This is a genomic window from Herbaspirillum sp. Her2 (assembly GCF_057961375.1).
In genome coordinates, this window is the sequence record NZ_CM176331.1 from 2,071,486 (window position 1) to 2,091,754 (window position 20,269).

Below are 20,269 nucleotides of genomic sequence, written 5' to 3' on the forward strand. Positions count from 1 at the left end.
CCATGAATTCCTTGCTGCCAGGTATCGCAAACCCGCCCGGCCGTTGCCGCGCTGGCTTGCTCCTTTTATCGATGGCGCACCGGTCTTGTCGGTTCAGGCGCGTCCCCCTTGTAGTGAAGTAAATATCACATTCCCCCTCGCTTGGGGAGGGTTTTTTTGCGATGCGGCGTAATAAAGCACACCCGTCAACCTCGCCAAGAGCCGCACTGGGCGCGGAGAAGTGCCATTTCGCCAATTATAGTAAATGTATTACAACTTTTACGGACACCTGTGCAAGCCAGGCCGCCCTGCTTGCGCTTTTGCTGGCGCAAATTCATGAAAAAACGGCGGGACATGAACACATGTCCCGCCGCTTGTCAGCCCTGAATACCAGGACCTTCGCTTTCATGAGGGAGCTGGTCTGACCGGCCGCGAGACCGGGCAGACCAGGGGCCTCAGCCCTTGCTGAAAGCCAGCTGGCCGTTCTGCACCTCCACGTGGACCAGGTCCTTGGGACCGAACTTGCCCGCCAGGATCTGCTTGGACAGCGGGTTTTCGATCTCCTGCTGGATGGCACGCTTGAGCGGACGCGCCCCGTAGACCGGATCGAAGCCGGCCTCGGCGATCTTCTGCAAACCAGCCTCGCTGATCTGCAAGCCGATCTCCAGCTTGGCCAGGCGCTGTTCCAGGATGCGCAGCTGGATCTTGGCGATGGCACCGATGTTCTTGGCGTCCAGCGCGTGGAACACCACGATCTCGTCCACACGGTTGATGAATTCCGGGCGGAAGTGCGTGCGCACCTCAGCCATCACCGCCAGCTTCACCAAGGCCGGATCGCTGTCTTCCATGCTCTGGATCTTGTGCGAACCCAGGTTGGAAGTCATCACGATCACGGTGTTCTTGAAGTCCACGGTACGGCCCTGGCCATCGGTCATGCGGCCATCGTCGAGTACCTGCAGCAGGACGTTGAAGACATCCGGGTGCGCCTTTTCGATTTCATCCAGCAGGATCACGCTGTAGGGCTTGCGGCGCACGGCTTCGGTCAGATAGCCCCCCTCTTCGTAGCCGACATAGCCCGGCGGCGCGCCGATCAGGCGGGCCACGGAGTGCTTCTCCATGAATTCACTCATGTCGATGCGGATCATGGCTTCTTCGGTATCGAAGAGATACGAGGCCAGCGCCTTGCACAGCTCGGTCTTGCCCACGCCGGTCGGGCCCAGGAACATGAACGAACCATACGGCTTGCTGGGGTCACCCAAACCGGCACGCGAACGGCGGATGGCGTCGGACACGGCCACGATGGCTTCGTCCTGGCCGACCACACGTTCATGCAGCACGTCTTCCATGTGCAGCAATTTCTCACGCTCGCCTTGCATCATGCGCGAGACCGGGATGCCGGTGGCGCGCGCCACGATCTCGGCGATTTCCTCGGCACCGACCTGGGTGCGGACCAGCTTGGGCTTCTCGGCCTTGACGCCCGCGGCATCCTTCTTGTTCTGCACTTCCAGCGCGGCCTCCAGCTCGGCCAGCTTGCCGTACTTGAGCTCGGAGACCTTCTGCCAGTCGCTCTTGCGGGTGGCCTCTTCCATCTGCAGGCGCACCTTCTCGATTTCTTCCTTCAACTGCTGGCCGCCCTGCGCAGTCGACTTCTCGGCCTTCCAGATTTCTTCCAGATCGGCGTATTCGCGCTCCAGCTTCTCGATTTCTTCCTCGATCAGCTGCAGGCGCTTCTGCGAGGCTTCATCCTTCTCGCGCTTGACGGCTTCACGTTCGATCTTCAGCTGGATCAGACGACGGTCGAGCTTGTCCATGACTTCCGGCTTGGAGTCGATCTCGATCTTGATCTTGGAAGCAGCTTCGTCGATCAGGTCGATGGCCTTGTCCGGCAGGAAGCGATCGGTGATGTAGCGATGCGACAGCTCGGCAGCCGCCACGATGGCCGGGTCGGTGATGTCCACGCCGTGGTGCACTTCATACTTTTCCTGCAGACCGCGCAGGATGGCGATGGTGGCTTCCACGCTGGGCTCATCCACCAGGATCTTCTGGAAACGGCGTTCCAGAGCGGCATCCTTCTCGATGTACTGGCGATATTCGTCCAAGGTGGTGGCGCCCACGCAGTGCAGTTCGCCGCGGGCCAGGGCCGGCTTCAACATGTTGCCGGCATCCATGGCGCCTTCGGCCTTGCCGGCGCCGACCATGGTGTGCAGCTCATCGATGAAGACGATGGTCTGGCCTTCGTCCTGGGCGATTTCCTTCAGGACAGCCTTCAGGCGTTCCTCGAATTCGCCGCGATACTTGGCACCAGCCAGCAATGCGGCCATGTCCAGCGACAGCACGCGCTTGGACTTGAGGCTGTCCGGCACTTCGCCGTTGACGATGCGCTGGGCCAGGCCCTCAACAATGGCGGTCTTGCCCACCCCGGGTTCGCCGATGAGCACCGGATTGTTCTTGCTGCGCCGTTGCAGCACCTGGATGGCGCGGCGGATTTCATCGTCGCGGCCGATGACCGGATCGAGCTTGCCGGCGCGGGCGCGCTCGGTCAGGTCCAGGGTGTACTTTTTGAGGGCTTCACGCTGGCCTTCGTCCTGCTGCGAAGACACGGAAGCGCCCCCGCGCACCGCCTTGATGGCCGCTTCCAGCGACTTGCGGGTGAGGCCGTTTTCACGGGCGGCACGGCCGGCGTCGGACTTGTCGTCCGCCAGGCCCAGCAGCACCATTTCGCTGGCGACGAACTGGTCGCCGTGCTTTTGCGCTTCCTTGTCGGCCAGGTTCAGCAGGGCTACCAGCTCGCGGCCGACCTGCACCTCGCCGCCGTTGCCGGAGACCTGCGGCAGGCGCTTGACGGCGGCCTGCAAAGCGGTGGAAAGACCGTTCACATTCACGCCGGCGCGCTGCAGCAGCGAGCGCGCGCCGCCGTCATCCTGGTTCAGCAGTGCCAGGATGAGGTGAACGGGTTCGATATATTGATTGTCGTGGCCGACTGCCTGGGATTGCGCGTCGGCCAGCGCTTCCTGCAATTTGGTGGTGAGTTTGTCGAGACGCATGGTTCGCTCCAATTTTTCAATGAGATGAAAGTTGGGCCAGCGCCTGCGATTTTCAAGCAATGATCGTGCCGTCTGTTTTGATCTGCATCATGTCGCTCAAAGTAGTCATCCAGCCAAAGCGCGATAGCTTGCAAACCCGGCAACGCAAAGCACGACAGAGCCCAGCAGATGCAGGCCCGAGTGCCCGATGGCCCACAGGTAATCGCCCCGCTGCAGCAGGATCATGGACTCGGCCGAGAAGGTCGAAAACGTGGTTAACCCGCCAAGCACGCCGGTCACGGCGAACAGCCGCCATTCCGGTGCCAATGCCGGATGCTGCTCGAAATAGGCGACCAGAAAACCGATCACGCCGGCCCCGATCCAGTTGGCCGCCAGCGTGCCCAGCGGCACGAAGTGCCCGTCCACGTTCCATACCACGGAGATGCGCCAGCGCAACCAGGCGCCCAGCGCTGCTCCCATCCCGACCGCCAGCCATCCCATCGCATTCCCCCTCGATTGATCAGTCCAGCGTACCACCGCGTGCGGCCAGGCCCTGCATTTCCTCGCGCAGACTGCCCAGGCGTTCCAATGCCTGATGGTCTTCCTGCAAGGTCTTGTCTACGGTTTCGTGCATCCAGTCGACCCAAGTGCTGATCTTGGCATCCAGGTACTGACGTGAAGGATACAGCGCATACACCCCCATGTTCTGCAGCCGGTGCTGCGGCAGCACCCGCACGATGGTGCCAGCGCGCAACGCGTCCACCGCCGCATAAATGGGCAGCACGCCGATGCCCATCCCTTCTCGCACGGCGGTGAGCATGGCTTCGGCCACGTTGACCTGGAAATTGCTCCTGACGGGGATCACGGTCTGGCCTTCCGGCCCTTCCAGCGCCCATTCGATCAGCGGAGAAATGGGGCTCACCAGTTGCAGGCAGGCGTGGTTCAGAAGATCGCCGGGATGCTGCGGCAGTCCGTATTTATCCAGATAGGCGGGCGCGGCACAAAGGATGCTGAAGGTACTGCCCAGCTGGCGGTAGATCAGGCCGGAATCGGGCAGCTCGCGCGCCACCACCAGGGAGACGTCGTAGCCCTCTTCCAGCATGTCGGGGATGCGCTGCGCCAGCGTCAGCTCCACCGCCACCTCCGGATAGCGCTTGTGATAGCCCGAGATCGACGGGATCACGTAGCGCTGGCCCAGGCTGGTCATGGCGTGAATGCGCAGCCGGCCGGAGGGTTTCACGTAGGCCGCGCTGGCCTCGGCCTCGGCTTCGTCCACATAGGCCATGATCTGCTGGCAACGCAGCAAATATCGCTCGCCCGCTTCAGTCAGGGCAATGCGGCGCGTGGTACGGTTCAACAGGCGGGTGCGCAGATGCCGCTCCAGATCGGCCACGGCGCGCGAAACATGGGCGGTGGTCAGACTCATCTGCTGGGCCGCCTGAGTAAAGCTGCCAGCCTCGACCACGCGCGCGAAGACGCGCATGTTTTGCAGGGTATCCATCGTTTTCCTATCACTGTACTGAGCGCAGGCGTCCGTCTGGCCGAACTTGCCGCTGCGGACACACTGTGCCATGACAGCATTGTTACCCAGAATTGAGCAATCATTGTTGCTGCAACTGATATAAACAATTGCGAAATAGCGGATTTTTTCGAGAATAATTACAAAATAGAATACACAACTTCTGATATTTGCATTTTTTTGGGTAATTCCATGACACGTATCGCCTTCTCCAAGCTGTCCGCGCTGACCGTCATTGCGCTTTCGCTGACAATCGCCGGTTGTGCCGACCAGGGCGGCATCCAGCCGCAGGCCCAGCTGCGCGACGTCGCCGCGCTGGACGCCGGCCAGGCCATCCGCCAGGCCGCCAGCGAAGCGGGATGGCCGCAGCGTGCCTGGTGGCAAGCCTATGGCGATGCGCAACTGAACCAGCTGGTGACCCGCGCCGTCGCCGGCAACCCCAGCATGGCCGTGGCAGCCGCTCGCGTGCGCCAGGCGCAGTCGATGGCCGTCGTCGCCCATGCCGGTGAATTGCCCAGTGCCCAGCTGGACGTGTCGGTCGGCCGCAAGGATTGGTCCGACAACGTCTATTACGGCGCGGCCTTCCGCGACAAGCTGACCTGGAACAACACCGCGACCCTGGGTCTGTCCTACAACGTCGACCTTTGGGACCGCAACAAGAACACCACCCTGCGTGCCCAGGATGAAATGCACGCCGTGGCCGCCGACGCCCGTGCCGCCCAGCTCGAGCTGGAAGGCAATGTGGTGCGCACCTACGTGCAACTGGCGCTGCAGTACGGTCTGCTGGACAACACCGAGGCCATGCTCAAGGAGGAACAGAAGATCCTCGACCTGGCCCAGCGTCGCTTCAAGGGCGGCCTCGGTACCCAGCTGGAAATCACCCAGGCCGAATCCCCGCTGCCGGAAACCCGCCGCCAGATGGAAGCCCTGCAGGAAAACATTGCCCTGATCCGCAATCAGCTGGCCGCGCTGCTCGGTGCTGGCCCCGGTGCTGCCGACGGCATCACGCGGCCGACCATGCAACTGCAGACCTCGCTCGGCCTGCCTAGTGCGCTGCCGGCCGACCTGGTCGGCCGCCGCCCTGACATCAGCGCCGCCCGCTGGCGTGTGGAAGCGGCCGCCAAGGGCATTTCGGTGGCCAAGGCCGCCTTCTATCCCAACATCAACCTGCTGGCCGGCATTGGCCCCGCCGCCGCCGGTGGCGGGCTGTTCTCGTTCCTCTCGGCCCCCAATCTGCAAACCACCTACGGTCCGGCGATCTCGCTGCCCATTTTCGAAGGCGGACGCCTGCGCGGCCAGCTGGGCGCGGCCAGTGCCGGCTATGACATCGAGGTGGAACACTACAACGCCCTGCTCTCGCAAGCCCTGAAAGGCATCTCCGACCAGGTCGTGACCCTGCAGTCGGTGGCGCGCCAGCAGAAGCAGGCGCAGGAATCGGTGCAAGCGGCGCAGAAGAACGTCGACATCGCCACTCGCGCCTACCAGCGCGGCCTGAGCGACTATCTCAACATCCTGCATGCGCAGACCCAGTGGCTGCGCCAGCAACAGATCGTGCAGCAATTGCAGGCACAGCGCCTGGCGGCCTTCGCGGCCCTGCAGACCGCACTGGGCGGCGGCATCGAGGATGAAGCACCGGCCAAGGTGGCGGCAAAATGAACACCCCTGCCCTTTCCATCAAAGCCCAGTTGCGCGAAGCTGCCACCGATTGGTGGCGCAGCGATGCGCCGACCTGGGTCTATGTCTTCAAGATGGTCTTCGCCGGCTTGCTGGCGCTGGGCATCGGTTACGGCCTGGATCTGGAATCACCGCGCTCGGCCCTCATTACCGTGTTCATCGTCATGCAGCCGCAAAGCGGCATGATCCTGGCCAAGAGCTTCTATCGCGTCATCGGTACGCTGGTCGGTTCGGCCGCGGTGGTGGTCTTCGTCGGCTTGTTTGCCCAGACCCCGGAACTGTTCCTGCTGGCCTCGGCACTGTGGATCGGGCTCTGTACCGTGGGCTCGGCCCATAACCGCAATTTTCGTTCGTATGGCTTCGTGCTCTCCGGCTATACGGTGGCGCTGATCGGCTTGCCCTCGGCCCTGCACCCGGCCGTCACTTTCGATTCGGTGATGACGCGGGTCAGCGAGATCATGGTCGGCATCGTCTGCGTGGGCCTGGTCAGCGCATTGGTATTCCCGCAGGCCAGCGCCCCCGGACTGGTGCGCATCATCCGCGGCCGCTTCACCGCCTTCGTCGACATGGTCAGTGCGACCTTGGGCGGCACCGCCGACCGCAAGCAGCTCGAAGCCACCAATGCCCGTTTCGTGGGCGACATCATCGGCCTCGAAGCCATGCGCAGCTCGGCCATCTTCGAAGATCCCGAAGTGCGCCTGCGCAGTGGCCGCCTCTCGCGCATGAACAGCGAGTTCATGGCCTTGTCGACTCGCGTGCATGCGCTGCACCAGCTGATGAACCGCTTGCATGCCAACCCGGCGCCAAGTGCCCGGGTGGTGATCGAGGCCATTTCACCCTACTACCGCGAAGTGCAGCCCCTGCTCACCCGCGCCAGCGGCGAGCCGGTCATGAGCGCGCTGGACGCCGCCGATGCGGCCCTGAAGCTGGATGCCTACAAGCGTGAACTGCCGCGCCGCGTGCGGGCCACGCGCCATACGCTGTCCGAGCAGTGCCAGAGCGACAGCGCCATGCTGGACTTCGATACGGCCTCCGAACTGCTCTACCGCGTCATCGAGGAATTGCACGCCTATACGCTGACCTATGCCTCGCTGACCCAGCGCCACCACGAGCGCGAGCAATGGGAGCATTCCTATGCCCCCAAGACCAGCATGACTACTGCCTTGATTGCCGGTGCCCGCGCCGCCATCGTGATGCTGGCCCTGGCCGCGTTCTGGATCGTCAGCGGCTGGCCCAGCGGCGACGTGGCCGTGCTCAATGCCGCCGCCTTCTGTGCCATCACCTCGGCCGCGCCCGATCCGGCCAAGGCGACCCGCACGGTGGCCATTGGCGTGCTATTTGCTGCGGTAGCCGGCTACTTGTACACCTTCCATATCCTGCCGCGCCTGGATGGCTACTGGATGCTGGCCAGCGCGCTGATGCCGGTGCTGATGCTGGCCGTCTACCTGACCACCCGACCCGCTTATGCAGGTTATGGCCTGGGGATCTGCATTTTCTTCCCCTTCCTCGCGGTGCCGGACAATTTTGCGCACTTCAATGCGGCCGGTTATCTGAACGAATCCGTGGCGCTGGTGGTATCGCTGATCGTCACAGCCGTGGCCTTCATGCTGCTCTTGCCGCCGACCACCGACTGGACCGTGCGCGTACTGGAAAAGCAGTTGCGCAAGCAGGTGGTCGATGCCTGTTTCGGCAAGCTGGCCCACCTGGCCTTGAAGTTCGAGAGCGGTACCCGCGACCTGATGCACCAGATCACCATGTTCACCAGCAGCCGTCCCCTGCTGCGTCAGAAAGCGCTGGGCTGGATGTTTGCCACGCTGGAAGTGGGCCACGCCATCATCGAACTGCGCAACGAGCTGCAGGGCATCCGCTCGGAGGCCCCGGACCTGCTGCCAGCCTCTGCCCATGCCGCCCTGAACCGTCTGCGTGAAGCCATTCCGGCGCTGTTTGCACAGCCCTCGGCGGCCACCCTGTCGGCGGCGCTGGCCGCCAACGATGCCACCATCGCCGAAGTCCAGGCCGCCATCGGTCCGCATTACCGCGAACGCAGCGAACGCCATCGCCTGCAGCGCACCTTGAGTTACCTGCATTTCATCCGTACCGCCCTGCTGGACGAGCAATCACCGCTGCACACCATGCGCGCCGGGGGCCAGAACAACACAACGGGAGCCCGCCATGCCACGTGAGATTTCCTTCTTCGACGCCTATATTCCGACCGTCCTGCTTCTGGCGGTGGTAGCCGCCGTGTTGGCCATGCTGGCCGACCGCGTGCTGGTGCGCTTCGGCTTCTACGAGCTGACCTGGCACCCCGCCTTGTTCCGGGTCAGCCTGTTCGTCTGTCTGGCGTCCTTGCTGGGGCTGGCGGTGTATCGCTAGCGCACCGGACTTCCTTGCGTACTCATCCCTTACGAAAAGATAAAGAAACAATCAGGAGTAGTTCATCATGCCGGTCAAATCGATCTTCCGCGTTCTCATCACCACGGCCATCTTCCTGCTGGCCATCCTGCTGGCCTGGAGCCTGTGGCAGCACTACATGCATTCCCCCTGGACCCGTGACGGCCGCGTGCGCGCCGACGTGGTCAATATCGCCCCCGATGTCTCCGGGCAGGTAGTGGCCTTGCCGGTGCGCGACAACCAGCTGGTCAAGAAAGGCGACCTGCTGATGGAAATCGACCCGGCCCGCTACACCCTGGCGCTGCAGCAGGCAGAGGCTGCCGTCACGGCGCGCAAGGCCGATCTGGACGTGCGCAAGGCGGAAGTGGAAGCGCGCCGCGCCGACCTGAACATGCGCCGGGCGCAAGCCCGCCGCCGTGCCGATGTGGATGCGCTGGTGGTCTCGCGCGAAGCCCGCGAAGATGCCGGCAGCCAGGTCACCGCCTCGCAAGCCCAGCTGGAAGCTGCCCAGGCCCAATTCCAGGGAGCGCAGGCGCAATACCAGGCCGCGTTGTCGCAGCGGGATACGGCCAAGCTGAACCTGGAACGCACCAAGGTCTTCTCGCCCGTGGATGGCTACATCACCAACCTGAGCGTGCGCCGGGGCGACTATGCGGCCGCCGGTGCAGCCAAGATCGCGGTGATCGACAGCCATTCCTTCTGGGTCTATGCCTACTTCGAAGAAACCAAGCTGCCACTCCTGTCGATCGGCGACCACGCCAAAATCCAGCTGATCAACGGCGCATCCATGGAAGGCCACGTGGACAGCATCGCCCGCGGCATCTATGACCGCGACAACCCGCAGAGCCGCGAACTGACGGCCGACGTCAACCCGACCTTCAACTGGGTGCGCCTGGCCCAGCGCATCCCGGTGCGCATCCACCTGGACAAGGTGCCGGAAAACGTCTTGCTGGCCTCGGGGCTGACCTGCACGGTGGTGCTGGAGCCGGGCAGCGGCAAGCAGCAGGCGATGGCAAAGAATTGATGACGTTGCATTGAGATGAAACGATGAAGCGACCTGGCGACAGGTCGCTTTTTTTATGGACGCTTGCGCATGACGGCACCGACGCACATGCCTACCGGCTTGAGCAGCTTGTCGGCCGTGGCCAGGGTGGGACTGGACTCACCGCGTTCGATGTCCTGCAGGGTACGGGCCGATACGCCGCACACCTTGGCATATTCGGCGATGGTCAGGCGCAAGGTGGTGCGGATCTTGCGGACCACCGCCGGCACCGGCAGCGTGGGATCGGCGGCCAGTTCGTCGAAGAGTGCGCGGCGCTCTTCCATCTGCTCGATGGCGGTCAGGGGCTTGAAGCGTTTGTCCATTCAGAGCGCCTCCAGCTGTGCCCGTACCTGGTCCACGGTGGCGGCCAGCGGGTCGAGGAAGGTGCTTTCGATACCCAGGCTGCGGCCATATGGCAGCAGGTCCGCCAGCGGCGACGCCATCTCGCGCAAGGCCGATCTGACCGGTTCCTGTTCGATCTGCGCGGCTTCGCAGGCCTGCGTGATGACGCTGGCCCACTGCGGTGAGCCACCATCGTCGCGTTCCCAGCGCATGCGCCGTGCAATGCCATCCGGATGCAGCCACATCGGGGCGAAGTCGAACAGCGGCGTCAGGCTGATCCGCCCCTGTGCATCGCGCCGGATGGCGGTATTGCGGGCGTGATTGTCCTTGTTGCGCAGGACGATGTTGGCGATGTCGCGCTTCAGATATTCGATGATCTCGGGCAGCGGATCGGTGGCGACTTCACCCAGCCTGGCGCAGACAACATTGTGCGACGGGATGGCCGCAAAGCCCGTCACGCCGCACAGGGAAGCAATGCTTTCCTGTGCGTGGCGTACGACTTCGGTCCCGCGCACTTCGCGGTCAAAACGGGGGATGAACAAGGCCTTGCCATGCAGTTGCAGCGCGCCGTGGACCTTCAGGCCCAAGTGCATCGCCAGCTGCATGTAGGGGGCCTCCAGACGCAGGATGTCGGCCAGATCCGGGTCGGGCCCGCGTCCGAACTTGACGATGTAATGGCGCTCGGCCTGCTCATCGGGCAAGGCGTGGTCGAGGTAGAACAGGCCATCGCGGGCACGGGTGAGCAGGATCTTGGGCCACTCGCCCTGTACCCCCGACGAGCCCGCCAGGAACAGGCCATGCTGGGCGAGGTATTCATTGAAGTCTTCGGAGCGTGCAGCGATGTCCTCCATCGCAAAGCCGCGCAGTTGCGGTCCGCTGCGCGCCTGCACCCACTCCCAGGCTTCCTGCACGCGCAGGTTGCCGATGGGATTGCCCGCGCCAGCACACAGCAGCGGCCAGTCGGCGCTGGCTTCGGCGCGTTCATCCAGCCCCAGCTGGCGCAACAGCTCGCCACGGCCATAACCTTGCGGCAGCAGATCGATCAGGCAAGCTGGCCAGCGCGCTTCGCTCAGGCTCTCCAACCCCACCGGCACGTTCACCGACAAGGCCGCAGCATCGCGCCTGCCCATGTAATCGATGGCGTGCACGGCTTCATAGCTGAAGTAAGTCGAGGCCGCCATGCCCAGCTCGACCGGCGCAGTCAGTGACAACGCACCGGCCTGCCGCCAGGCCCCGTCGATATGAACTTGAAGTGTGCAGGAAGTCTTCATATACACATCATACTATCATTATTGACCCGAAAATCCAGTTCAATCATGATATTTTGATGTGCAAATGATCTTGTGCTACTCGGCAAACACCTGCCACACCAGCCACACATTGGCCGCCGAAATGGTCACGAAAAGCAGCCAGACCAATACGCTCACCCACCAGCGGTTGACCAGATCGCCCATCAGATCGCGGCGGCTGGTCAGGCGGATCAGCGGATACATGGCGAAGGGCAGCTGCAGCGACAGCACCACCTGGCTGGCGACCAGCAGCTTGCCTACCGAATGCGGCCCCAGCGTGAGCACGCCGATCAGCGCCGGTACCAGGGCCAGCGCGCGGGTGATGACGCGGCGCTGCCAGCACGGAATCTTCAGTTTGAGGAAGCCTTCCATGATGACCTGTCCGGCGATGGTGCCGGTGAAGGTCGAACTCTGTCCGGAGGCGAACAAGCCTACCCCAAACAGAATGGCCGCCATGGCCGAGCCGGTAATCGGGTCCAGCAGGTGGTAGGCCTGATCGAGCTCGGCAACCTGCGTATTGCCGCTCTTGTGGAAGGCCGAGGCCGCCAGGATCAGGATGGTGGCGTTGATGACCATGGCGATCAGGAGCGACACCGTGGTATCGACCCGCGTATAGCGCACCGCCTCCAGCAGCGATGCCGGATCGCGCTGCACGCTGCGGGTCTGGACGATGGAGGAATGCAGGTAGAGATTGTGCGGCATCACCGTGGCCCCGATGATGCCGATGGCCAGGTACAGCGGCTCGCGGCTGGAAATGGCCTGCAGCGAGGGGACGAAGCCCTGCATTACCTCGTGCCAGTCCGCCTTGACGAAGGCCAGTTGCGCCAGCAGGCAGGCGGCGATGGTGATGACCAGGCCCAGGATGATGGCTTCGACCTGGCGGAATCCCCTGCCCTTCAAGCCCAGCACGATCAGCGTATCCAGCGCGGTCAGCAGCACGCCCACCGGCAACGACACCCCCAGCAGCAGGTTGAAGGCCAGCGCGCAGCCCAGCACCTCGGCCAGGTCGCAGGCGATGATGGAGAGTTCGGCCAGCACCCACATGCCCTTGCCCACGGCGGGCGGATAGTGCTCGCGCGAATGCACCGCCAGATCCTTGCCGGTAGCGATGCCCAGCCGCGCGCACAGGCATTGCAGCACGATGGCAGCCAGGCTGGAGAGCATTACAACGAACAGCAGCTGATAACCGAACTGCGAACCCGCCTGGATGGACGTGGCCCAGTTGCCCGGATCCATATAGCCGATCGATACTAGCAGCCCGGGGCCGACGTAGATGCGCAGCTTCTGCCAAACAGAAGCACCACGCGGCACGTTGACGGTACCGGCCACTTCGGAAGGACAGAACGGTGCCGTGGCCGTCGTGGGCAAACCCGGGATGCGGGGAAAGCGGAAAGTGAATGGCAAGACGAAAATCCCCCTGTGTGCCGTTGATGGCGTCGCCGGGATCAGTGTCCCGGGCGATGCTGACTTATTGCGCCCACTTAGCCAGCGCCGTGTCGTCGCTTTCGCGGGCATCGACCCAGCGGGCACCGTCGGGTGTTTGCTCTTTCTTCCAGAACGGGGCCTGGGTCTTGAGGTAATCCATGATGAATTCGCAGGCGGCAAAGGCTTCGCCCCGATGCGGTGAGGTCACCGCCACCAGCACGATCTGCTCGCCCGGCTGCATCGGGCCGACGCGATGAATCACCAGCGCATCGAAGATGGGCCAGCGTGCCTTGGCTTGTTCCACGATCTGCTCCAGGGCCCGCTCGGTCATGGCCGGATAATGTTCCAGTTCCATCTCCGAGACCGCCGCGCCATCGTTGAGATCGCGCACGGTGCCCACGAAACTGACCACCGCGCCGACGCGCGGATTGGCCAGGCGCAACTGCGCCACTTCAGTGGAGAGATCGAAATCGGCAGTCTGGACGCGGACGGGCATGGTTCAACAGGAAATGAATGCAGGCTGCGATTCTACCAGCGCCAGCCCGTGCGCGAGTGCAGCGGCGTTACACCAGCAGTCCCCACAACAGCAGCGTCATGCCCAGCCCGATCACCGAGACCAGCGTCTGGATCACCGACCAGGTAGCCAGGGTCTGCTTCAGGTTCAGCCCGAAGTATTCCTTGACCATCCAGAAGCCGGCGTCATTGACGTGACAGAAGAACACCGAGCCGGCACCGATGGCCAGTGCCATGAGCGAGTTGTGGGTGGCAGAGAGGCCCGCCACCAGCGGCGCCACGATACCGGCCGTGGCGGTCGTGGCGACAGTGGCCGAGCCGGTGGCCTGGCGCAGCGCCACGGCAATGATCCAGGCCAGCAAGATCAACGGCATGTGGGTGCCATCGGCGATCTTGGTGATGGTGTCGCTGATACCGGCCGACAGCAGGGTCTGCTTCAGTCCGCCACCCGCACCGATGGTCAGCAACAGACCGGCGATGGGCGGCAAGGCGCGGCGCAGCGTGGCACCGACTTCAAAGCGGCTGCTGCCCTGCCCCCAGCCCAGTACCACCACCGCAAACAGCACCGTCACGGTCAGCGCGATGATGGGTTCGCCAAAGAAATTGAGCATTTCAAACAGCTCGGTCTTGGGCGTGACCCAGATGCGCGCCACGGTGCGGCCCAGCATCAGCACCACCGGCAGCAGGATGGTCATCAGCACCACCGGCAGCAGGATGGTCACCAGCGCCACCAGGAAGCTGGGCTGCGACTGGCCTTCACGGGCGCTGAACAGCTTGCCGATCTGGTCCGGTTCGGCCAGGTTCAGGCGCGGCGCGATGAAGTTGCCGTACAGGGGACCGGCAATGACCACTGCCGGAATGGCCACGATGAAGCCCAGCAGCATGGTCGTGCCCAGGTCGGCATGCAGCGCGGACACGGCGATCAGCGGGCCCGGATGCGGCGGCAGCAGCGCGTGCAAAGTAGTCATGCCGGCCAGTGCGGGAATGGCCACGCGCATGATGGGCAGTTCGGAACGGCGTGCCATCACGAAGATGATCGGTGCCATCATCACCAGCCCCACTTCGAAGAACAGCGGGAGGCCAACCACCAGTGCCACCAGCGCCATCATCCAGGGGATGATGCTGCCGCGCGCATAGCGCAGCAGGGTATTGACGATGCGGTCGGCTGCGCCCGATTCGGCCATGAGCGCGCCCAGCATGGCCCCCAGCGCGATGATGATGCCGGCTTCGCCGAGCAGGCTGCCGGCCCCTTTGCTGAAGGCTTTGGCAATGTCTTCCAGCGGCAGGCCGGCACCGATGCCGGCCACGAAGGTACCGATGAGGATGGACAGGAAAGGTGCGATGGACAGGAAACTGATCAGCACCACGATGGTGACCAGTGCCGCCAGCGTCACCAGCAGCAACTGCGTGTCCTGGGCCGCCCAGGCGGCCAGATGGGTCGAAATCAAGATAGATCCTTCTACAGGTGTGGATGAATGCGCATCGCTTCATTGAACGATGTCTTTTGCACCCCCTCCGCAGACCTGTTTGGCGCAGGCCTGGTCTCCTCCCAAAGAATCGGGATTCCGAATGGTCGATCTCAGCCCGCTGGATGCGGGTCTTCCGTCTTTTGCCAGACGCTGGCCAGCCACGGCTGCTGCTCGCGTGGCAATCCGTCAGGGCGGTAATAATGCCGCAATTCAACGAAGCCTGCAGGCAGCAGGTAGCCACGCCAGCCTTCCAAGCTATGCCACACGCCATAACGCGGACCGCTCCAGCCTTCCAGGTCATTGCCGCGTGGATTGGAACTGAAGAGGATGCCGCCCGGCTTCAGGCTGGCATGCAACTGCCCCAGCACACGCGGCAAATGCACCGCCGGCACATGGAACAGCGAGGCATTGGCAAAGATGCCGTCGAAGCGCGCCACCGGCAGATCCAGTTGCAGGAAGTCCTGGTGCACGACTTCGCAGCCGCTCGCCGCTCGTGCCATTTCGACGAACTCGGCGGTACCGTCCAAACCCACCGCCACATGGCCGCGCCGGGTGAATTCGATCAGGTCGCGTCCCGGACCACAGCCGACATCGAGGATCGTGAACGGTCCCTGCCCGGCGGCTCCCGCCCTGGCGTGCAGTGCGTCCAGCAGGGCAGCCATGTTCTGGCTGACGTCATGATCCCAGGTCCCTTCGCGGAAGCTCTCGGCATGGCTGCTGTAATGCGCAATGGTGCCGGCTACGGGATCGCGGTGGGGGCTCACCTCAGCCTCCGGTGACGGGCGGGAAGAAGGCCACTTCGCCGCCGTCGACGACCTCGGTATCGGCCTCCGTCATCTCATGGTCGTAGGCCATGCGCAAATTCTTTTCGGGGCCGAGCACTTCGGCCCAGATGCCGCCGCGGCCCATCAGGAAGGCTCGCACGTCGCCGACGGTCCTGACGCTGTCGGGCAGCTCGATGATTTCCTGCGAGGTCTGCAGGGCTTCGCGCACGCTGGCGAAGAAACGGAGTTCGATTTTCATGGATTTCCTTGAGGGTGGCAGCAGGCCCTTAGTGGGCGATATGAATCTTGCTGCGGATATGCTTGAGATGCACCACGATGGTAAAGGTCATCATGACCAACAGCGACCAGGCGCTCCACTTGCCCAGGTGCACGGTGGACCAGGCCCCCATCTGGTTGGGGTAGCGCCAGATGCCGAAGAAGGTGCTGATGTTCTCGGCCAGCCAGATGAAGAACCCGATCAGCAGGAACGCCAGCAGCAGCGGCATCTTGCGATCGCGGTCCAGCGGACGGAACAGCACCGTGGAGCGGGCATAGAGACCCAGTGCACAGGCCGCCAGGTACCAGCGGTAGTCGCCGATGTAGTGATGGGTGAAGAAATTGACGTAAATCAGCAAGGCGATCAGGGTCGCCATCCAGTAAGGGGGATGATGCTGGATGCGCAGGTCGAACAGCCGCCAGGCCTGGATGATGTAGCTGCCCACGGCGGCATACATGAAGCCGGAGAACAGCGGCACCCCGAACAGCTTGGTATAGGCAAAGTCAGGATAGCTCCACGACTGGATCGCCCCCGAGGTCTTGAACACCTCCAGCGCAAAACCGACCACGTGGAAGACGCTGATGGCCTTCAGTTCGGCGATGGTCTCGATGCGGGTCGATACCATCCAGACCTGCACCAGCAAGGCGAAGAGCAGCAAGGCGTCATAGCGCGGAATGCCGAACAGACCGGCGCGCGGCATCAGGAACACGGCCGCAAAGAACAGCCCCGCAAAGAGGCAGCAGCGCGCCTCCTTGAGGCCGAACATGAGGAACTCCAGCACGAAGCGCCGCCAGCCGGTGGCTTCGCTGGGAATGCTGCTGCTCAGGTACTGATCGATTTTCGCCAGTCTCATCGATGCTCCGCTGCGTTCAGTTCAGCAGGTGATCGAAAGCCAGGAACTGCACCGTGTCGCCGGCGGCAATGGTCTGCCCCGGCGGATTGTCGATCAGGCCATCGGCCCAGGCAGTCGAGGTCAGGACTGCCGACCCTTGGCTGGGGAACAGATCCAGTCCGCCCTGCGCATTGCGGCGCACGCGCAGGAATTCCTGGCGGCGGTCGGCACGTGGCCAGTCGAAGTCGGCGCGCATGGCCACCGGTTGCGGCAACACCGCCTCGCGCGGCAGCCCTTGCAGGCGCAGGATGAAGGGCCTGACGAAGAGCAGGAAGGTGACGAAGGACGACACCGGATTGCCCGGCAACCCCAGGAAGAAAGCTTCACTTCCCTGTTCTTCCGCCCCTGGCCCGCGGCGCACCTGGCCGAAGGCCAGCGGCTTGCCAGGCTTCATGGCGATCTGCCACATGTTGATGCGGCCCTCGGCTTCGACAGCAGGCTTCACATGGTCTTCTTCCCCCACCGAGACGCCGCCGCTGGTGATGATGAGATCGTGCTCGCGCGCGGCCTCGCGCAGGGTCTGCCGGGTCGCCTCCAGACTGTCGGGAACGATGCCGAAGTCACTGACCTGGCAGCCCAGTTTCTGCAACAGGCCGCGCAGCAGGAAGCGATTGGAGTTGTAGATGCCGCCCGGTTTGAGCGGCTGGCCGGGCATGGTCAGTTCATCGCCCGTGAAGAACACCGCCACGCGCACCGGCCGCAGTACCTGCAACTGCGCCTGTCCGATGGAGGCCGCCAGCCCCAGTTCCTGCGGACGCAGGCGGGTACCGGCGGCGAGGATGGTGCTGCCCTGGCGGATGTCTTCACCGATCAGGCGCACCCATTCACCGCTCTTGGGGACATGGCGGATCACCACGTGCTCACCCTCGGTCTCGCAGGCTTCCTGCATGACGACGGCGTCGGCCCCTTGCGGCATCATCGCACCGGTAAAGATGCGCGCCGCCGTCCCCGGTTCCAGCGGCTGGCCCACGTGGCCCGCCGGAATGCGCTGCGATACGCGCAGGCGCGCTTGGCCCGATGCGCAATCCGCCGCCCGCACGGCGTAGCCATCCATCTGCGAATTGTCCATGCCGGGCACGTCGATGGAAGCCGTCACCGGCGCTGCCAGCACGCGTCCACACGCCTCCAGCGTATCGACGGTCTCGCTCTCCACCACCGGCACGGCGGCCGACAACAAGGTATCGAGCGCCTGGCTGACGCTTTGCATGGGCGGGCGGGCCGGCTTGTCGGATGAGGGGGCTGCGGAAGGAACGGGCGTGGAGGACATGGCAGGCCTGACGGAGAAGATCGAAGTTCGGGACAAGGGTGAAGCGTTGTTTTCTGGTCGATACAGCGACCCGACATTCTAATGCAATCGCCGCCCGTACGCGCTCCATGAAAAACGCCGTCCGGGCCAATGGCGCGGACGGCGTAGAGATGGTAAGGCGCGGCTTACAGACCGGTGTGCTCGGCCACGTAAGCCTTCACCCGGGCGGCATCGGCCGGCATCACCTCGAAGCGCTGCGGCAGCGCCTCGATGTTCTCGAAGCCCGCCGGACGGTCGGCGTCGCGGCCCAGGGCTTCGCGGATGGTTTCATTGAACTTGGCCGGCAAGGCCGTCTCCAGCACGATCATGGTCACGCCCGGCGTCAGATGCTCGCGCGCTACCTTGATGCCATCGGCGGTATGGGTGTCCACCGTGATGCCATAGGCCTTTTCAGCAAAGCGGATGGTCTCCAGGCGGTCTGCGTGGGTCGACTTGCCGGAGGCGAAGCCATACTGCAGGACGCTGGCGAATTCATTGCCGTCGCTGCCGGGCTGGCCGCTCAGGTCAAAGCCGCCTGCGGTCTCGACCTTGTGGAACAGCGCCTTGACCCGTGCGCTGTCGCGGCCCAGCAGGTCGTAGACGAAACGCTCGAAGTTGGAGGCCTTGCTGATGTCCATGCTGGGGCTGCTGGTGTGATAGGTCTCGGCCGACTTGCGGACACGGTAGTGGCCGGTGCGGAAGAATTCATCGAGCACGTCGTTCTCATTGGTGGCCACTACCAGCTTGTCGATGGGCAGGCCCATCATGCGGGCGATGTGGCCGGCGCAGATGTTGCCGAAGTTGCCCGAGGGGACGGTGAAGGACACCTTCTGCTCGTTGCTGGTCGTCGCTGCCAGATAGCCGCGGAAGTAGTACACCACCTGCGCCACCACGCGCGCCCAGTTGATCGAGTTGACGGTGCCGATCTTCTTGGCGGCCTTGTATTCGAGGTCGTTGGAGATGGCCTTGACGATGTCCTGGCAGTCATCGAAGACGCCTTCCACGGCCAGGTTGAAGATGTTCGGGTCCTGCAGGCTGAACATCTGCGCGGTCTGGAAGGCGCTCATCTTCTTGTGCGGCGACAGCATGAAGACACGGATGCCCTTCTTGCCGCGCATGGCGTATTCGGCGGCGCTGCCGGTGTCACCGGAGGTGGCGCCGACGATGTTCAACTCTGCGCCCTTCTTGGCCAGCGCATATTCGAACAGGTTGCCCAGCAGTTGCATCGCCATGTCCTTGAAGGCAAGCGTGGGACCATTGGACAGGCTCTGCAGCACCAGCTTCTTGCCGTCTTCTTCCTGCAGGGTGCGCAGCGGGGTGATCTGGCTGGCATCTTCACCGGCGCGGGTGTTGCGGTAGACGTCGGCGGTATAGGTCTTGTGGGCCAGCGCCTTCAGGTCGGCTTCGGGAATGTCGGTGGCAAATTTCTTGAGCACCTCGAAGGCCAGGTCGGCATACGACAACGTACGCCACTGGTCCAGCTCGGCACCGCTGACCTGCGGATACGTGGCCGGCAGGTACAGGCCGCCGTCAGGGGCCAGGCCGCCCAGCAGGATGTCGGAAAAGGAAGGAGTTGCAGCGTGACCGCGGGTGGAAACGTATTGCATGTCGATTAGAATGCGCCGGCAGGCGGCGGGAGCGTGGAATGGGAGGAAAGTGCACGATTATACGGCCAGCGGGCGCTGCACAAAAGCGCGGCATGGAAGAAAGCTGCACCTGCAGACAGGGCGGTGGCGCAGGGTCTCGGGCTGACAGGCCATTTGTTGCACTGAATCATCATGGCGCCGGCGCAAGCTGAAATAAAACGTTACCACCCTTGAAAGCCGCGCATGCCCGGGCTATGCTGCGCCACTTCGTGCAGCGCCGCCGGGATGGCGGGAATGTTTGCACGCTGGCCACATCAAAGATGCACTTCAAACTCAAAAGGATGGAAAACGGCATGAACCACAAGATCAAGACCCTGCTGGCCGCGGCCGGCCTGTTCGGCACCCTGCTGGCGAGCCTGCCGGCGCACGCCGAGAACTGGCAATCGCTGGGTGGCTCGGATACGTCCGAACTGCTGGTCGATACCGACTCCATCGTCGAATCGGGCGGCATCCGCGAAGCCTGGTCGATGTGGAACTTCAAGGAAGCGCGTCCCAACAATGGCGACAAGAGCTTCCCCGCGCTGAAATCCTACAAGGACCTGCACCAGTACAACTGCAAGGCCGGCAGCATGAAGCTGGTGCGCGAAATCATCTTCGCCGAGAACGATGGCAAGGGCGACAAGCGTGACCACAGCGATGCCCTGAAGGGACAAGAGTTCATCAAGCCCAAGCCGATGTCGGTCGGCGACGCCATGCTGCAGGCAGTCTGCAATTTCGAACTGAAGAAATGATCATAGGG

The 20,269-nt window shown here is 63.4% G+C and carries 18 protein-coding genes; 5 read left to right on the plus strand and 13 right to left on the minus strand.

Annotated elements, in window-relative coordinates:
- Positions 1-434: 434 nt before the first annotated feature.
- From clpB to ACWHXP_RS09370, 3 genes are all read right to left on the minus strand, one after another.
- Entirely contained in the window at positions 435-3,023 is a 2,589-nt protein-coding gene (gene clpB, locus ACWHXP_RS09360; RefSeq protein WP_489625374.1) for an ATP-dependent chaperone ClpB, read from the minus strand.
- A 105-nt stretch (positions 3,024-3,128) separates the two neighbouring features.
- The gene (crcB, locus tag ACWHXP_RS09365) at positions 3,129-3,503 is read right to left on the minus strand and encodes a fluoride efflux transporter CrcB (protein ID WP_121039842.1); all 375 of its coding nucleotides are present in this window, start codon (positions 3,501-3,503) and stop codon (positions 3,129-3,131) included.
- Positions 3,504-3,522: 19 nt separating this feature from the next.
- The gene (locus tag ACWHXP_RS09370) at positions 3,523-4,503 is read right to left on the minus strand and encodes a LysR family transcriptional regulator (RefSeq protein ID WP_489633956.1); all 981 of its coding nucleotides are present in this window, start codon (positions 4,501-4,503) and stop codon (positions 3,523-3,525) included.
- A gap of 210 nt (positions 4,504-4,713) precedes the next feature.
- Between ACWHXP_RS09370 and ACWHXP_RS09375 the strand changes: the two genes are divergently transcribed.
- The 4 genes from ACWHXP_RS09375 (at position 4,714) to ACWHXP_RS09390 (ending at position 9,610) form a co-directional block, all read left to right on the plus strand.
- Positions 4,714-6,177: an efflux transporter outer membrane subunit gene (locus tag ACWHXP_RS09375; RefSeq protein ID WP_489633955.1), complete on the plus strand. Its 1,464-nt coding sequence runs from the start codon at positions 4,714-4,716 to the stop codon at positions 6,175-6,177.
- Positions 6,174-8,378: an FUSC family protein gene (locus tag ACWHXP_RS09380; protein ID WP_489633954.1), complete on the plus strand. Its 2,205-nt coding sequence runs from the start codon at positions 6,174-6,176 to the stop codon at positions 8,376-8,378. The genes ACWHXP_RS09375 and ACWHXP_RS09380 overlap by 4 nt, the downstream gene beginning before the upstream one ends.
- Positions 8,368-8,568: a DUF1656 domain-containing protein gene (locus ACWHXP_RS09385; RefSeq protein ID WP_039788384.1), complete on the plus strand. Its 201-nt coding sequence runs from the start codon at positions 8,368-8,370 to the stop codon at positions 8,566-8,568. Before ACWHXP_RS09380 ends, ACWHXP_RS09385 begins: the two co-directional genes overlap by 11 nt.
- A 67-nt stretch (positions 8,569-8,635) precedes the next feature.
- A complete protein-coding gene (locus tag ACWHXP_RS09390) occupies positions 8,636-9,610 on the plus strand; it encodes an HlyD family secretion protein (RefSeq protein ID WP_489633953.1) in 975 nt (324 codons plus the stop codon).
- Positions 9,611-9,663: 53 nt separating this feature from the next.
- On the opposite strand, the gene ACWHXP_RS09395 is transcribed toward ACWHXP_RS09390, so the two are convergent.
- The 10 genes from ACWHXP_RS09395 to thrC all read right to left on the minus strand — a co-directional run bounded on the left by ACWHXP_RS09395 (position 9,664) and on the right by thrC (position 19,491).
- Entirely contained in the window at positions 9,664-9,951 is a 288-nt protein-coding gene (locus ACWHXP_RS09395) for a helix-turn-helix domain-containing protein (protein WP_121039830.1), read from the minus strand.
- Entirely contained in the window at positions 9,952-11,241 is a 1,290-nt protein-coding gene (locus tag ACWHXP_RS09400; protein ID WP_489633952.1) for a type II toxin-antitoxin system HipA family toxin, read from the minus strand. It lies immediately after the preceding gene.
- Positions 11,242-11,316: 75 nt separating this feature from the next.
- Positions 11,317-12,663, minus strand: a complete 1,347-nt coding sequence (locus ACWHXP_RS09405; protein ID WP_489625370.1) for an Nramp family divalent metal transporter — start codon at positions 12,661-12,663, stop codon at positions 11,317-11,319.
- 64 nt (positions 12,664-12,727) lie between these two features.
- Positions 12,728-13,180, minus strand: a complete 453-nt coding sequence (moaE, locus tag ACWHXP_RS09410) for a molybdopterin synthase catalytic subunit MoaE (protein ID WP_134222225.1) — start codon at positions 13,178-13,180, stop codon at positions 12,728-12,730.
- A gap of 67 nt (positions 13,181-13,247) precedes the next feature.
- Positions 13,248-14,645: a GntT/GntP/DsdX family permease gene (locus ACWHXP_RS09415; protein ID WP_489633951.1), complete on the minus strand. Its 1,398-nt coding sequence runs from the start codon at positions 14,643-14,645 to the stop codon at positions 13,248-13,250.
- A gap of 131 nt (positions 14,646-14,776) precedes the next feature.
- Positions 14,777-15,430 (minus strand): class I SAM-dependent methyltransferase, encoded by a 654-nt coding sequence (locus tag ACWHXP_RS09420; RefSeq protein ID WP_489625368.1) that lies wholly within the window; start codon positions 15,428-15,430, stop codon positions 14,777-14,779.
- 1 nt (position 15,431) lies between these two features.
- Complete coding sequence (gene moaD / locus ACWHXP_RS09425; RefSeq protein WP_489625367.1) at positions 15,432-15,689, minus strand: molybdopterin converting factor subunit 1; 258 nt, start codon at positions 15,687-15,689, stop codon at positions 15,432-15,434.
- Between the two features lie 28 nt (positions 15,690-15,717).
- Positions 15,718-16,560, minus strand: a complete 843-nt coding sequence (locus tag ACWHXP_RS09430) for a DUF817 domain-containing protein (RefSeq protein ID WP_039788398.1) — start codon at positions 16,558-16,560, stop codon at positions 15,718-15,720.
- A 16-nt stretch (positions 16,561-16,576) separates the two neighbouring features.
- Positions 16,577-17,806: a molybdopterin molybdotransferase MoeA gene (locus ACWHXP_RS09435; RefSeq protein WP_489635862.1), complete on the minus strand. Its 1,230-nt coding sequence runs from the start codon at positions 17,804-17,806 to the stop codon at positions 16,577-16,579.
- 224 nt (positions 17,807-18,030) lie between these two features.
- Positions 18,031-19,491 (minus strand): threonine synthase, encoded by a 1,461-nt coding sequence (thrC, locus tag ACWHXP_RS09440; protein ID WP_489633950.1) that lies wholly within the window; start codon positions 19,489-19,491, stop codon positions 18,031-18,033.
- Between the two features lie 332 nt (positions 19,492-19,823).
- Between thrC and ACWHXP_RS09445 the strand changes: the two genes are divergently transcribed.
- On the plus strand, positions 19,824-20,261 hold the full coding sequence (locus ACWHXP_RS09445) for a surface-adhesin E family protein (RefSeq protein ID WP_034340981.1): 438 nt from the start codon (positions 19,824-19,826) through the stop codon (positions 20,259-20,261).
- Positions 20,262-20,269: the final 8 nt, after the last annotated feature.

Excerpts from the sequence above, each read along its gene's own strand:
- ACWHXP_RS09395 (WP_121039830.1), bottom strand. The coding sequence starts at position 9,951 with ATGGACAAACGCTTCAAGCCCCTGACCGCCATCGAGCAGATGGAAGAG.
- ACWHXP_RS09380 (WP_489633954.1), top strand. The coding sequence starts at position 6,174 with ATGAACACCCCTGCCCTTTCCATCAAAGCCCAGTTGCGCGAAGCTGCC.
- ACWHXP_RS09370 (WP_489633956.1), bottom strand. The coding sequence starts at position 4,503 with ATGGATACCCTGCAAAACATGCGCGTCTTCGCGCGCGTGGTCGAGGCT.
- ACWHXP_RS09435 (WP_489635862.1), bottom strand. The coding sequence starts at position 17,806 with ATGCAAAGCGTCAGCCAGGCGCTCGATACCTTGTTGTCGGCCGCCGTG.
- moaE (WP_134222225.1), bottom strand. The coding sequence starts at position 13,180 with ATGCCCGTCCGCGTCCAGACTGCCGATTTCGATCTCTCCACTGAAGTG.
- crcB (WP_121039842.1), bottom strand. The coding sequence starts at position 3,503 with ATGGGATGGCTGGCGGTCGGGATGGGAGCAGCGCTGGGCGCCTGGTTG.
- ACWHXP_RS09445 (WP_034340981.1), top strand. The coding sequence starts at position 19,824 with ATGAACCACAAGATCAAGACCCTGCTGGCCGCGGCCGGCCTGTTCGGC.
- thrC (WP_489633950.1), bottom strand. The coding sequence starts at position 19,491 with ATGCAATACGTTTCCACCCGCGGTCACGCTGCAACTCCTTCCTTTTCC.
- ACWHXP_RS09400 (WP_489633952.1), bottom strand. The coding sequence starts at position 11,241 with ATGAAGACTTCCTGCACACTTCAAGTTCATATCGACGGGGCCTGGCGG.
- moaD (WP_489625367.1), bottom strand. The coding sequence starts at position 15,689 with ATGAAAATCGAACTCCGTTTCTTCGCCAGCGTGCGCGAAGCCCTGCAG.
- ACWHXP_RS09430 (WP_039788398.1), bottom strand. The coding sequence starts at position 16,560 with ATGAGACTGGCGAAAATCGATCAGTACCTGAGCAGCAGCATTCCCAGC.
- ACWHXP_RS09385 (WP_039788384.1), top strand. The coding sequence starts at position 8,368 with ATGCCACGTGAGATTTCCTTCTTCGACGCCTATATTCCGACCGTCCTG.
- ACWHXP_RS09375 (WP_489633955.1), top strand. The coding sequence starts at position 4,714 with ATGACACGTATCGCCTTCTCCAAGCTGTCCGCGCTGACCGTCATTGCG.
- clpB (WP_489625374.1), bottom strand. The coding sequence starts at position 3,023 with ATGCGTCTCGACAAACTCACCACCAAATTGCAGGAAGCGCTGGCCGAC.
- ACWHXP_RS09390 (WP_489633953.1), top strand. The coding sequence starts at position 8,636 with ATGCCGGTCAAATCGATCTTCCGCGTTCTCATCACCACGGCCATCTTC.